Source organism: Methylobacterium sp. 1030, from assembly GCF_040544715.1.
Taxonomy (GTDB): Bacteria; Pseudomonadota; Alphaproteobacteria; order Rhizobiales; family Beijerinckiaceae; genus Methylobacterium.
This window is the reverse complement of record NZ_JBEPKM010000004.1, coordinates 340,595-353,977: the sequence shown is the minus strand read 5'-3', so window position 1 is coordinate 353,977 and position 13,383 is coordinate 340,595. Positions and strand designations below refer to the sequence as shown.

The window sequence follows — 13,383 nt, the reverse complement described above, 5'->3', positions numbered from 1 at the left end:
GACCCCGAAGGGCCCGCTCGACTTGCATGTGTTAAGCCTGCCGCCAGCGTTCGCTCTGAGCCAGGATCAAACTCTCACGTTGAAGAGATTGATCTAAGCTGATCACAACTACTTGACAGAGGCTCACAATCATCCCGGCATCACTACCCGGATGTGTGAGCTTCCGAAGCGTTAGACAGCTCGCTTCTCTCGTTGATCCGGCTCTCGCCGGACCCGCAAGGACAAGCGCCGTCCACGCTTCTCTTTCCCGTATTCACTTGTCAAAGAACGGCGCCTGTTTACACAAGTGCCATTTGAAGATCAACAAAAAACTACTCGGCGCTCGCCGACCGTTGCTTGCAGTCTTCAGTGGAAGTCCGTCCGAGCGGCCCGCCCTGGCCGGGCACCGCGTCGGGAGGCGCCGTATAGGGCGCCAGAAATCGGCTGTCAATCGCCCGTCTTCTTCGACCCCGGACGCTGACGGGCGCGGTCGTCCGCGTGTGCGGACACCGCTCCCGGATCCGGCAGAGCCCCCGCGCGCAGAGACCCGTCGCCGCGCCAGCCTCTCAGCACACCCCTCCGTGATCCGGACGAGGGGCCTCGCTCCGGATCGCGCGTCAGAGCAGGCCGCACGATGAGTGCTCATGGAAACGATCCGTTTCGATAGTTTCCATTTCTGATTGCGCGTGCTTCGCTCAAGATGGATCCATCGGCGCGACGTCGGGGCCCTGCACGGGCCGCGGGGCGCCAGTGCACCCACGTAAGGACCCCGCCATGGCCGTCGAAGCATCCGGTGCCGCGAGCGAACTCGTCCAGGTCGTCTCCCTCCTGGCGGCCGGCGTCATCGCCGTCCCGCTGTTCAAGCGGCTCGGCCTCGGATCGGTCCTCGGCTACCTCCTGGCAGGACTGGCGATCGGGCCCTTCGGGCTCGGCCTGTTCACGGACGCCCACGCCATCCTCCACGTGGCGGAGCTCGGCGTCGTGATGTTCCTCTTCATCATCGGGCTGGAGATGGAGCCGTCCCGGCTCTGGGGCATGCGCCGCGCGATCTTCGGGCTCGGCCTGGCCCAGGTGGGCGCCTGCATCGCCGCCCTCACCCTGGTCGGACTCGCCCTCGGCTTCTCGATCACCGTCGCCTTCGTGGCCGGGACCGGCTTCGTGCTGACCTCCACCGCGATCGTCATGCAGCTCCTGGAGGAGCGCGGCGCGCTCTCGACGCCGAAGGGTCAGCGCATCGTGGCGATCCTGCTGCTGGAGGATCTCGCCATCGTGCCGCTCCTCGCCGCCGTCGCGCTTCTGGCGCCGGGCGGGAGCGCCGCGAGCGCGACGGAGCGCGCGGTCACGGTCGCCATCGCCCTGCTCTCGGTCTGCGCGCTCGTCGCCGCGGGGCGCTGGCTGCTCAACCCGCTGTTCCGCCTCCTCGCCGCCGCCAAGGCGCGCGAGGTCATGACGGCCGCGGCCCTCCTCGTCGTGCTCGGCTCGGCCCTCGCGATGCAGCTCGGCGGCCTCTCGATGGCGATGGGCGCCTTCCTGGCCGGCGTCCTGCTCTCGGAGTCGAGCTTCCGCCACCAGCTGGAGGCCGATGTCGAGCCGTTCCGCGGCATCCTGCTCGGCCTGTTCTTCCTCGGGGTCGGGATGTCCCTCGACCTGACGGTGATCGCCGCGAATGCCGGCCTGATCCTGGCGGGCGTCGCCGCCTACATGACCGTGAAGGGCCTGCTCATCTACGGCGTGGCCCGGGTGCTGCGCGCCTCGCACGCCGAGTCGCTGGAACGCGCCGCCCTGATGGCGCAGGGCGGCGAGTTCGCCTTCGTGCTTTACGCGGCCGCCGCGAGCGCGGGTATCATCGACGGCACGACCAACGCCGTCCTGACAGCCACCATCATCCTGTCGATGGCGATCACGCCGCTGATGGTCGTCGCCTTCGATCGTCTCGGTCCCAAGGCCGTCCCGTCCATCGACGGCGTCGAGGCGCCCGAGGACCTCGTGGGCAGCGCCCTGATCGTCGGGTTCGGCCGCTTCGGCCAGATCGCCAGTCAGCCGCTCATAGCGCAGGGCTGCTCGGTCTCGATCATCGACACGAACCCGAGCAACATCCGTCTCGCCGAGGGATTCGGCTTCAAGGTCTATTACGGTGACGGCACCCGCCTCGACATTCTGCACGCGGCCGGCGCCGCGACGGCGCGGGCGATCCTGATCTGCGTCGACGACACCGCGATGGCCAGACGCGTCGCGGAGATCGCCAAGGCGGAGTTCCCCCTGGTGCCCGTGCTGGCGCGCGCCCGGGATCGCGAACACGCGGTCGAGCTGATCCAGGCGGGCGTGGCCTACCAGATCCGCGAGACGGTCGAGTCGGCTCTGCTCCTCGGCGAGCAGGCGCTCCTGACGACCGGAGCCGAACCGGAAGCGGCCAGCGCGATCCTGGCGGAGGTCCGGCGCCGCGATGCGGAGCGTCTCGATCTGCAGGTCGTGGGCGGCATCTACGCGGGTCGGGACCTCATTCACGGCAACAAGCCCGGCTCGGCGCACGCGGCCGGCTAGGCCCGCGACCGGGCCTCGGTGCCGCGCCCGCTGAAGGCTTGCTGGTCTCGGCAGACACTTGGGGCGGGCAACCCTTAGCGCGCGAGCGCGTGCCCGGAGCCTTCGGAGGACGGTGCGCGGGTCGACGGCGGCGCGCCAGCCACAGGCGGGGATCCGGCCACGGAGGCATTCCGGGTCGCCGCCGCGGGCGAGCCCGGAGCACGGGTACGAGCGCCGCTCCACCATCGCGGCGCCGGCCGGTGTGCCTGGGGAGGGCGACACGCCGCCAGCTTCTGCGACGGCTTATCCTCTCGAGGCGCCAGTTGCGTCCCGAGCCCGTCTGGAACAAAATGTGAACCCTGGGTCAGGCGCGGCGACAGCCGGAGCGGTCAGCGACATGTCATCTCCGAGCTCCGGTCGCACGCTGTTCTTCTTCGAGAAGCCCTCGGCGATGCGCCAGTTGCAGCGCTTCTTCCGCTCGCCGAGCACGGTCTGCGTGGCCGCCGAGGGACACCTGCTGTCGGCCGAGGAGCCGGGCAGCATCCGGCCCGAGTGGAAGCCCTGGCGCTTCGACCTCCTCCCGATCGTCCTTCCCACGATCCCGGTCGGCTACGGCACGAACCGGTCCGGGCAGTCGCACGCACCGAAGATCGCCGCGATCCGGCAGGCGCTGAGCGGCGTGGACCGCGTGATCATCGCCACGGATCCGGGTCGCGAGGGCTCGATGATCGCGTGGGAAGTGCTCGAGCATCTCGGCTGGAACGGCCGGGTCGACCGGCTCAAGCTCGGCGCGCTCGACGAGGTCTCGATCCGACGCGCCTTCGCGGCCCTGGCTAAGGATCCCGCCTCGGGCGAGCGCGACTACGCCGCCTATCTCGAGGCGCTCTGCCGGCAGTACGAGGACTATCATCTCGGCCTGAACGGCACGCGGGCGATCTCGCTGCGCCTGCGGCCGCCCGCCTTCCGGGAGCCCTGGCGCTTCGGCGGCGTCCAGACGCCGACCCTCGCCATCCTGGCGGACTTGGAGGAGCGGATCCGGTCCTTCGTGCCGCAGGACTTCTTCAAGGTCGCGCTGCACCTTAGGACCCATGCAGGCGCGGAGATCACCCTCTGGCACGCCCCGAAGGAGCGGATCCTCGATGCGGCGATCGCTGAGACGATCCGGTCCGCCGCGGCGACGTGGTCGGGCCCTCTGGCGGTCGCGCACAGGGATGTCCGGCGCGCGCCGCCCCGGCTGTTCTCGAAGGACACCCTGGCGCGACGCTGCGCCAAGCGGTTCGGCTGGGACCCGCAGCACACGGCCGGCATCGCTCAGGACCTCTACGATCAGGGGTACCTCAGCTACCCGCGCACGGAGTCGGAGCACCTGCCCGAGGGCCAGGCCGGCGATGCCGCCGCGATCATCGCGGCCGTCACGACCGTCCTGACCGACCTGAGCACAGTCGTTCCGCGCGACGCTGCGCCGCTGATCCGTCGCGGCCTGAAGGGCCACTACGTCGCGGATCCGGGCGAGCACCACGCCATCGTGCCCCTGCGCAAGGCGCCCGAGCGCGGCCGTCTCAGCACCGATCAGTTCCGCTTGTGGGAACTCGTGGCGAAGGCCTATCTCGCCGCGCACCTGCCCGACGGGGTCGACGCGCGCACGAGCGTCACGGCGGATGTCGCGACACCGCTGGGCGTGAGGCGGTTCGCCGTCTCCGGCAGCGTCGTGCGCGTGCCGGGCTGGCGCGCGCTCTACGGCAGCGAGGCCGAGCTCGAAACGGATGCCGTGCCCGGCAAGACCAAGCGCGAGGCGGAAGCCACCGCCACCCGCCTGCCGCTCGTGACCGACCGCGAGGGCGCCTCCGCCGCGACGGCGGAGATCGCCACCGCGAAGACCGAGCCGCCGCGGCGGATCACCCGAGGCGAATTGCCGGTGGTGATGGGCCGGCTGATCGACCAAGTGGACGATCCGGCCGCCAAGCGCGCCCTGGAGAACCCCGCCAACCCGAACGAGCCGAAGGGTCTGGGCACGGCCGCGACGCGCGACACGATCCTGCCCAAGCTCCTGAAGAGCCGCTACATCACGCTGTCTACCGGCAAGGATCCGGCCATCGAGGTCACCGAGGTCGGCCTGACCTTCGTCCGCGCGGTGCGCAGCGTGTTCCCGGCCTACGGAGATCCGGTCGGGCGCGCCATGTTCGAGGCGGAGCTCGCCGAGATCGGACGGGCGGCCACGCGCGCCGAGGCGGTCGCGCGCGCGACCGCCTTCCGCCAGCGCACCCGCGCCCGCCTCGACGACCTGATCGCCGCGATCGCGCAGGCGCCGACCGTCAGCCTCGATCCGAGCCTGATCCCGGCCGGTCAGGGCGCCCAGCGGCCGCCGACGCCGGCCATGATGGCGTTCGCCGTGAGCCTTTCCGAGCGGAAGGGCGTGACGCTGCCGCGTGGCTGCAGGAGCAGCATCAGCGTCTGCCGCGCGTTCCTCGACACCCATGCCGGGCCGCGTGCCGGGCAGGAGGACGACGCCGGCCGCGCAGACGGCCGGCGGAGCCCGAGCGCGGCGATGGTCGGCTACGCGCGCAGCCTCGCCCAGCAGCGCGGCATCCCGTGCCCGCCGGACGCGGAGACGGACTTCGACGCGTGCCGGCGCTTCCTCGACGCGCACGCCGCGCGGCCAGGGCAGGGGAGGGACGAGGCGAACGCCGGAGGGGCGAAGAGCAAGAGGTCCGCGGAGCGGGAGAAGCGGCGGGGCCGTGTGGCACGGACACCGCGACCGGCAGCGGCACGCCGCCGGGCCTGAACCGCCGCGGCGGGAGTGACCGGATCGCGGCGTTCGTCCGCGACGCCGACTTTGCCCCGTCTCGGTGGCGCCGGCCGCCCGGCCTGGCGCGCGCCTCAGGCGGCCTCGGGGTCCTCGGAGCGCAGCCAGCGCGCGATCGCGGCGACTACGTGAGCCTGCTCGACGGCGGTCAATGCCCGGCCGGCGGGGATCGCGTGCCACTTGGCCAGGCAACCGCGGCAGCAGGTTGCCGTCGCGTGCTGCGCCGTGAAGACGGGATGACCGCGAAAGGGCGTCTGCTTGCCGTCGTTCCTCGGCTCGGCGGACGCGAGGCGTCGCCGCACGAAGTCCCGCGCGTGGTCCAAGACCGTCGGGAGCCCCTTCTCTCGCAGGTAGACCCGATCGGCGATCGCCAGCCGGAAGCGTCGCCGGAACGCGGATTGCGGGAGACGGTCGAACACCTCGTCGAGCGCTCGCATGCGCGCAGATCCCGGTCTACCGATCGCCGGTCGGGCCGGCATGGCTTCGGCCCCGAGCGGTATTCCATGCATCCATCAGACGCCATCGCCGTCGGAACCGCGGGCTGGAGCCTGCCCAAGGCCTACGCGCCGCAGTTCCCAGAGGCGGGCAGCCATCTGGAGCGGTACGGACAGCGCTTTTCCGCGGTCGAGATCAACACCGCCTTCTATCGGCCCCATCGGGCGACGACCTACGCGAGATGGGCTGCGGCGGTGCCGGACGGGTTCCGCTTCGCCGTGAAGGTGCCGCGATCGGTCACGCACGAGCGGCGCCTCATCGGCGTGGATGAGCCCCTCGCGCGCTTCCTCGGGGAGGTCGCGGGCCTCGGGACAAAACTCGGGCCGCTGCTGCTCCAGCTCCCACCGAGTCTGGCCTTCGACAGCCCGTCCGCGGCGACCTTCCTATCGGGATTCCGGCGGCGCTTCCCGGGCGACATCGTCTGCGAGCCGCGCCACGCCACGTGGTTCACAGAAGATGTCGACCGCCTGCTCGTCGGCCTCGCGATCGCCCGTGTCGCGGCCGACCCCGCGCCGGTCCGGAACGCCGGCATGCCCGGTGGCTGGCCGGACCTCGTCTACTATCGGCTCCACGGCTCGCCGCGCATGTACTACTCGGCGTACGAACCGCGCGTCCTGTCCCGGATGGCCGAGCGCCTCGGAGCGCACAAGGCCCTCGGCCGACGCGCGTGGTGCATCTTCGACAACACCGCGGAGTTCGCCGCGATCGGTGATGCCCTCGACATGCTCGCGCGCGTCGAGACCCGACAGGGATCCGATTCATGAAACAACAGACATTGATCTCACAATTCTAGGGAGGACTTTCCCCCGCCGGCACAGCCGGTCTTGTCGGGAGAGGCGGCCCCGACAACGGACGCCGTCGTTCCTGAGCCAAGGTCAGACCCCGCAGTGAACCGAGCCGTGGCGATCCGAGCGCGCGATGTGGAACCGGCCGGAGCGTGTGTGCCGAGGAGCCGGTTCAGGCCGATCGACCGACGTAAGCGGAGACATCGGGCTCCTCGGAGCGCCCATCGAACAGCTTCGCGGTGACGCGGCGAACGGCGGGCCTGCTCGCGACGTTCAGGGCCGCGTGAAGGAGACGGATGCCGATCCGCGTGCGCGGGTTCATGAGCTTCGGCGCGAGCTTCGGGACACCCTGCGCCCTCTCGACATACGGGCGCATGACCCGCTCGTAAGCCGCGAAGCCCGCCGCGACCGTGTCGGTGCGCACCAGCTCACCGGCCAGCACGCAGGCGCCGGTGACGGCCAGCGTCGTGCCGATGCCCGCGAGGGGCGTCGCGCACCAGGCCGCGTCGCCTGTGAGCACGACGCGTCCGGACGACCAGCGCTTCATCCTCACTTGGCGCAGGACGTCGACGTAGAAATCGTCCGCCGCGTCCAGGCCCGCCACGACGCGCCCGGCCTGCCACCCGGCGCCGGCGAACCGCGCCCGCAGGAACGCCTTCTGACGGGCGACATCCCAGTCCTGCTCGCCGCCGGGCGGCTGACGGAGCGTCAGCATCGCGCGCGTCGTGCCGTGCCGGTCCGGCCGCAGCGAGATGCTGCGGCCGCCCGTGGCGTTGAACCAGCGCCACATCCGGTCGTCGCCGGGGATTCTGGGAATCGTGAAGTACGCGATGGTCAGATCCATCCAGCGCGGCGCGTTCTCTCCGGGAAAGACGAGCTCGCGGGTCGATGAGCCGACGCCCTCCGCCACGACCACCGCGTCGTAGCGTTCCGTCTCGCCGCCCGCGAAGGTGACGGCGACCGCGTCCCCGTCCTCCGCGAGGCGGGCCACACGGTCGCCGAAGCGGTAGCGGGCCCGCTCCCGGGCCGGCTCGTAGAGAAGGCGCGCCAGGTCGCCGCGCAGGATCTCCATCTCGGCGGTCGGCCCATCACCCTCGGCCCCGGCGAGGTCGAACCGCGCGGCGACCCGTCCCCGGCCGTCGATCCAGGCCGTCCCCTCCTCGCCGGTGCCGCTGGCGAGGGCGGCCCGTTCGAGGTCCATCCGGCGCAGCACCGTGCGACCGACGCCGCGCACATCGACGTTCTGCCCACCGTCCCGGAAGGCGGGCGCGCGCTCGACGACGGTCACGTCGAAGCCGCTGCGGCCGAGCCACCAGGCCACCGTGTTGCCGGCGATGCTGGCGCCGGTGATCAGGATGCGACGCGCCATACGGAAACCACTCCCGGGGACCCAACAGCGTCCGGCGCGACGGGTTGCCGGCGACGAGCGCGGCTCTCCGCGGCGGGACGCTCCCGTCTCGGCGGTGCCGGCGGTGGGATCGCCACCCGGCCGTGCAGCGCCGCGGAGGCGCACCCGCTCCGACCCGCGGCGGCGCCGATCCCCTCGACAGGTCTCGCCGCGTGCCCAACATGAGCGCGACGATCGTGCCGATCATCCCGCGCGGGACGCGCGCGGAACTCGGTCTGGTCTGCTCATGGCTGACGTGAGACCGGCGCAGGCAGGGATTTCAGGGCATGACAGGGGGACACGGAAGGTCCATCGGCGGTCCGGGCACTGGCGCGCGGTCGGGTGACGCCGGTGCGGAGACGCGCGGATCCGCTGCTCCGGCCCGCCACGCCGTCGCGCGGGCCGATGGCGGCCTCCCCGGTGATGGCCGCGCGCCCTGCGAAAGCCGGAGATACCGGACCCGGCGAACACGGCGCGTCGGCGCGCTCTGCGCCCTGATGATCGCGGCGCCGACGGCGACGCGCGCCGAGCCGGTGGCGGCGCTTCTCCGGGACTGGACCACGGCCAACGGCCTCTGCCGCGGCGGCTCCGGCGACGATCCGCGCACGCAGGCGGCCTGCGAACGGCGCGACGGCCTCGATCGCCGGCTCGCCGCCGCGGGCTGGTGCTACGGACGCCCGGTCGACACCGGCGCCCAGAGAACCTGGCAGCCCTGCGGCGACGGCACGCGACAGCCCGCACAGGCCGGGACGGAGACCCCGCAGGGCGCAGCGCGGCGCGTCCTGCTCGATGTCGCCCGGGGCCCTGCGGAGGCCGGGCGGGGACAGCCGGTGCAGTTCGTCGTGCACGCCCTGAACCAAGTCGGCCCCTGGGCCTTCCTCTTCGCGCGGATGCAGCGACCCGACGGCCGCCCCCTCCCTCGCGCCGCGGACGATCTGGACTCGAACGACTACGCCGCGCTGCTGCGCCAGGACGGAAACGGCTGGCGGGTCGTCGACTTCGCCGTGGGACCGACCGACGTCGCGTGGGACGGCTGGGACCGGCGCTACGGGGCACCGGCCTCCGTCTTCGCGGTCCGCTGAGGTTCGTCCCCGCCGCATGAACGGAGAGACGCCCACGCGCCGACGCCTTCGGCTCTTCGCGGTCCGGCCGATCCGGGCCGCTGTCCCAACGCCGGTGTCGGCTCCCGCCAGGACCGGGGAGGTCCGGGCATGATGGCCGCGCGGCGCTGGCTAAGTGCGACGGGGCTCGCGCTGCTTCCGACGACCGCCCAGGCCGCCCTGCCGCCGTCCTGGCAACGCGTGCGTGAAGTCCAGGCCGTCGCGGAGGCGGCCGCGCGGGTGCTGGGATCGCGTCCGATCGATGCAGTCGAGCGCGTCGACGGGGAGCGCTACCGCGTCCGGGCGGGTGACTGTCGGGTCACGGTCCGCGTCGTCGTCCGCCCTCGAGCACAGCCGGGACCGCAGGCCTTCGACGCGATACCGGACGCTCCGGACTGCCCCTAGGACCGCCACGGGCTTCATCCCTGCGCCGCGGCGTCGAGCGCCGGAGAGGCCTCGGAGAGGTCGCGGCCGCGCACCCGCGGCGCGGCGCTCGCCCATCAGACACGCCGGCCCGGCGAGCCGGCGTGCATCGCGCCGATCACGGCGAGCAGACCGAGCAGAACCATGAGCACGGAGTAGTACTGCATCGGGATCCAGAACAGGGTGTGGCGCGGGCGCAGGATCACCGTCTGCCCCGTGCGCGGGTCGAGCAGTTCGCGGCCCGGCCTGCCGTTCAGCCGGGTGCCGAGCCACCAGTTGAAGCCGGCCGCCACCACCCACACCAGGATGACGCCCGTGGGCGTCGGGACGCCCAGGCGGGTGAGCGCCGGATCGAGCAGCACGCTGCCGATCAGGCCCGCCGCCGCGATCAGCGCCGTCAGCATTCCCCAGCCGGACCAGATGATCATTCCCAGACATCCCCTGTCTTGGCGAACGGTCCCGCCTCGCGGGACGCGGTTCCTCCGGCAGGCGCCGGCACGATGTTGCGATGGGCGGCCCAGTCGCGTTTTCGCCGGGTCGCGGGGATTGTCCGACGCCGAAACTGGTATCGACCGGCATCCCGCGCGGCCCGTCGGTCGCCCTCCCGGCCGCGATAGCCGCGGTGCAGATCGGCGGTCATCGGGGTTCGGGCGCGGGTCGGGTCGACGGCGAGGCTCATGCGATCGGCGGATCAACTCACGTCAGGCATCGTCGCGTGCGACACCTCGCACGGCCCGGTCCCGCCGGCAAGCTGACCCCTGACCGAGGGGCGGGATCACCGGAACGGCTGCACGGCCGTCTAGACGTTCATCGACGACCCTCTCGTCGCCGCTGACCAGATCCGTCGACGACCGGAGCGTCGGCGGCCCTGCCTCGCAATGCGCGAATACCGCCGATCTACCTGGAGCCGGACAATCCGAAAAGGATCGCCGCGCCTGCGACAAGGAGCGGCGCCCAGAAATGGACCAGGCCGCCGCCGCTCCAGACCGAGAAGGTCTCCCGGCACCCCGTCGTGTTCATCGCACATCCCAGGGGGACGAAGTACATGAACCACACGAAGGTCGCGATGACGAGAAGTGTCCCGAAAATCAGCGCGGCGCCCCGCATCGACAACATCCTCATGCGCGCCTGGTCCGGGCGCGCTCCGCTACGGCCCGGGGCCACGATCGGATCCCACCCTGCCAGGACCGACGTCTCCTGTCGCTCCATGACGGGCGCGTCCGCGAGGTTCGCGTGAGAGCCGCGACAGGGATCTCGCGGGATCCGCGCCGGCGCGCACCGCGAGGCGGGGGTCCGCGCCCGTGACCGGCCGCGGCCGGAAGAGAGGCGCGCCGCGGATCCGGCCCGTCCGCTACCGGTGAGATGGCGCGGAAGCCGACGCCGGTGTGCAAGGGCCGAGCCCGGAGCGCCCGCGGCGGCCGTCCGGGTCTGGCGCTACCGCGGACCGCCGCCGCGCCGCCGCGCGATCTCGTGTCCCGCGCTGTCGAGGGCGCCCGACGGCGCGAGGCTGTCGTTCGGAACGGCCTGCATGCCATCGTGCGCGGTGCGCGAGGTCGGTCGCGCGAGACCGTGATCGCCGGCGGCCTGCTTCATCGCCAGCGCCCTGCGGGAGCTCGTGACCAGGCGACCGCGCGCCCGGGCGTTCCGCCTGCGCTCGCTCTCCTTGCTGGCGCGCTTCACCGCGGCTGCCAGCACCGCGGCCTTCCGGCGGGTCCCGGTATTGTCGGTCGCGGCGCGCGCGCCGGACGGGGCGGCCTTGCCGCGCAGCTCGCGGCGCTGCCGGCGGGAGATATCCCGCGCACGGTCGCGGCTTGCCCGAAGACGCGCGACCAGCTCCGCCAAGCCGCCGTCATCGGCCTCACCGAGCCTGGGGTGATGCGAGCGCGCGACGAGATCGGCCTCGTCCACGCTCAGGAGACGGGCTTCGTGACGGCTCGATCGGGACATGGGCACTCCTGTGCTGAATGAGGGGTGGCGACAGCGGACGGGCGGATGGCGGGCGGCGATCAGTCGGGGCCGCCCAGGGTCGGTGTCCGGCGCAGCGCCGTCTCGCGCAGGGACCGGTCGGCGTAGGTGCCCTGCACCGCCGCGCGACCGCCGTGGTCAAACAGGTCGAGCATCAGGGCGCTGTGGATGAAGCCGAGATGGCTGAAGGCCTGGGGGAAGTTCCCCAGGAAAGCGCCGTCCGGCGCGACCTCCTCGGCGTAGAGGCCGACGTCGTTCTGGAGGGCGCGCAGGGCGTTGAAGCGCAGCCGCGCCTCCGCGTCCCGGCCGAGCCAGAGCAGCGCGTCGACCAGCCAGAAGGCGCAGAGCAGGAAGGTGCCCTCGTGGCCGGGCAGGCCGTCGTCGTTCCGGTAGCGGTAGACGAGGTGGCCGTGGCCGAGGCGCTCGATGACGACGTCCACGGTCCGGGCGAAGGCGGCCTCGTCGACCGGGAAGCCGACCAGGGGCGCCATCAGCAGGGCGGCGTCGACGTCGTCACCGTCGAGATATTGCGGGTAGTAGCCGTCCCGGTGGATCCCCGGGCCGTTCACGCAGGCGACGATGCGGTCGCGCTCCCGGCACCACGTCTCGCGCGGGCCGAACAGGCGGATCGCCCGGTCCAGGGCGACCCAGTTCATGATCGCCGCGTGGAGGTAGCGCTGCTCGGGCTTGCGCGGCTCCCAGAGACCGGCGTCGGGGCGGTGCCAGTGCGCGGCGGAGATGTCGGCCAGCCGGGCGCCGTGCCCGAGCATCGCCTCCGGGAGCGTGCCGCCCAGGCGTGTGTAGAGGTAGAGCAGGTCGAGCACCTGCCCGTACGCGTCGGCCTGATGCTGCGCGGCGGCCTCGTTGCCGGCCCGCACCGGCGCGCTGCCCTGCCAGCCCTCGAAATGCGCGATCGTGGTCTCGGCGAGGTCGACCTCGCCCGAGACGCTGTAGAGCGGCCGCAGCCGCCCCTCCGCCCGCGCGCAGAGGTCGGACACGAACCCGAAGAAGGCCTCGGCCTCGCGCAGCATGCCGAACTTCTTCAGGACGTAGAAGGACAGGCACGCGTCGCGGATCCAGCAGAACCGGTAATCCCAGTTGCGGATCCCCCCGATCTCCTCGGGGAGGGAGGTCGTGGCCGCCGCGACCATCGCGCCGGTGGGCGCGTATGTCAGCGCCTTGAGCACGAGCGCCGACCGGATCAGCTCATCGGCGAGCGGTCCCGTGTAGGCGGCGTCCTGCGTCCACAGCACCCAAGCCTTGCGCGTCCGCTCCATCAGGGCACGCGCGTCCGGCGAGGCGTCCGGCAGGGCACCGCCGTAGAGGCTGAAGCTCCGCGCCTGCCCGCCCTCGAGGACGAACCGCGCGGCGGCCCCGGCGCCGTCCCGCACGAGTTCGACATCCGCGACGAGGCCCGGGCATCCCGGTGCCGTCACCCGGCCGCCCGCGATCTCCGGCGGCGCGAAGGACTCGGCGAAGCCCGCCAGCGGCCGGTAGGCGACCACCATCGGAACACGGCCCGACACGCCACTGACGAGCCGGACCAGGAGCGGCCGGTGCGGGCCGCCCTCAGGCCCGACCATGAAGTCGTGCAGGGTCACGAAGCCGTCCGGGGTGGTGAAGGTGGTCTCCAAGATGTTGCTGCGGCTCAGGTACTGCCGCGCCGTCTCGTACCGCCCCTCGGGGCGGATGGAGAAATGGCCGCCGCGCCGGCGGTCGAGCAGCCGGGAGAAGGCCGGGTCGGCGTCGAAGCGCTCCAGGCAGGCCCAGTCGATCGATCCGTCGCGGGCGACGAGCGCGCACCCCTCGCAGTTGCTCAGGAGGGCGTAGGCTTCGATCGGCTGATAGGGGCGCTCGCCCGCGTCGGTCATAGAGTCTCCTGGGTGTTGCGCTTCGACGCGCCGGCTGATGTCGGGCCAGGGCGGG

General features: G+C 72.2%; 11 protein-coding genes and 1 rRNA gene. 5 read left to right on the top strand and 7 right to left on the bottom strand.

The features are described 5' to 3' along the window. A 16S ribosomal RNA gene (locus ABIC30_RS08040) occupies positions 1 to 82 on the bottom strand; the annotation flags it as partial. A 671-nt stretch (positions 83 to 753) separates the two neighbouring features. Between ABIC30_RS08040 and ABIC30_RS08035 the strand changes: the two genes are divergently transcribed. Both ABIC30_RS08035 and ABIC30_RS08030 read left to right on the top strand, forming a co-directional pair. Further along, positions 754 to 2,520 carry a monovalent cation:proton antiporter-2 (CPA2) family protein gene (locus ABIC30_RS08035; RefSeq protein WP_091683388.1) on the top strand — a complete coding sequence of 589 codons (1,767 nt, stop codon included), beginning with the start codon at positions 754 to 756 and terminating at the stop codon, positions 2,518 to 2,520. 376 nt (positions 2,521 to 2,896) lie between these two features. Then, on the top strand, positions 2,897 to 5,281 hold the full coding sequence (locus tag ABIC30_RS08030; RefSeq protein WP_354454632.1) for a type IA DNA topoisomerase: 2,385 nt from the start codon (positions 2,897 to 2,899) through the stop codon (positions 5,279 to 5,281). A gap of 95 nt (positions 5,282 to 5,376) precedes the next feature. Here the strand turns inward: ABIC30_RS08030 and ABIC30_RS08025 are convergent, their stop codons facing one another. Beyond that, complete coding sequence (locus ABIC30_RS08025) at positions 5,377 to 5,739, bottom strand: DUF4186 domain-containing protein (RefSeq protein ID WP_042669993.1); 363 nt, start codon at positions 5,737 to 5,739, stop codon at positions 5,377 to 5,379. A 66-nt stretch (positions 5,740 to 5,805) separates the two neighbouring features. Between ABIC30_RS08025 and ABIC30_RS08020 the strand changes: the two genes are divergently transcribed. Beyond that, on the top strand, positions 5,806 to 6,561 hold the full coding sequence (locus ABIC30_RS08020) for a DUF72 domain-containing protein (RefSeq protein ID WP_354454630.1): 756 nt from the start codon (positions 5,806 to 5,808) through the stop codon (positions 6,559 to 6,561). Positions 6,562 to 6,754: 193 nt separating this feature from the next. Here ABIC30_RS08020 and ABIC30_RS08015 read toward each other — a convergent pair whose 3' ends face one another. Further along, a complete protein-coding gene (locus tag ABIC30_RS08015; RefSeq protein ID WP_354454628.1) occupies positions 6,755 to 7,951 on the bottom strand; it encodes an FAD-dependent monooxygenase in 1,197 nt (398 codons plus the stop codon). A 515-nt stretch (positions 7,952 to 8,466) separates the two neighbouring features. Between ABIC30_RS08015 and ABIC30_RS08010 the strand changes: the two genes are divergently transcribed. Together ABIC30_RS08010 and ABIC30_RS08005 are read left to right on the top strand one after the other, a co-directional pair. Then, positions 8,467 to 9,051 (top strand): hypothetical protein, encoded by a 585-nt coding sequence (locus tag ABIC30_RS08010; RefSeq protein ID WP_354454627.1) that lies wholly within the window; start codon positions 8,467 to 8,469, stop codon positions 9,049 to 9,051. 129 nt (positions 9,052 to 9,180) lie between these two features. Beyond that, complete coding sequence (locus ABIC30_RS08005) at positions 9,181 to 9,474, top strand: hypothetical protein (RefSeq protein ID WP_056531102.1); 294 nt, start codon at positions 9,181 to 9,183, stop codon at positions 9,472 to 9,474. Positions 9,475 to 9,569: 95 nt separating this feature from the next. On the opposite strand, the gene ABIC30_RS08000 is transcribed toward ABIC30_RS08005, so the two are convergent. The 4 genes from ABIC30_RS08000 to ABIC30_RS07985 all read right to left on the bottom strand — a co-directional run bounded on the left by ABIC30_RS08000 (position 9,570) and on the right by ABIC30_RS07985 (position 13,328). Further along, a complete protein-coding gene (locus ABIC30_RS08000) occupies positions 9,570 to 9,920 on the bottom strand; it encodes a hypothetical protein (protein ID WP_354454625.1) in 351 nt (116 codons plus the stop codon). A gap of 469 nt (positions 9,921 to 10,389) precedes the next feature. Next, positions 10,390 to 10,614 carry a hypothetical protein gene (locus ABIC30_RS07995; protein WP_234083189.1) on the bottom strand — a complete coding sequence of 75 codons (225 nt, stop codon included), beginning with the start codon at positions 10,612 to 10,614 and terminating at the stop codon, positions 10,390 to 10,392. 312 nt (positions 10,615 to 10,926) lie between these two features. Further along, positions 10,927 to 11,439 (bottom strand): hypothetical protein, encoded by a 513-nt coding sequence (locus ABIC30_RS07990; protein ID WP_026605125.1) that lies wholly within the window; start codon positions 11,437 to 11,439, stop codon positions 10,927 to 10,929. A 59-nt stretch (positions 11,440 to 11,498) separates the two neighbouring features. Beyond that, a complete protein-coding gene (locus ABIC30_RS07985) occupies positions 11,499 to 13,328 on the bottom strand; it encodes a glycoside hydrolase family 15 protein (protein WP_020094407.1) in 1,830 nt (609 codons plus the stop codon). Positions 13,329 to 13,383: the final 55 nt, after the last annotated feature.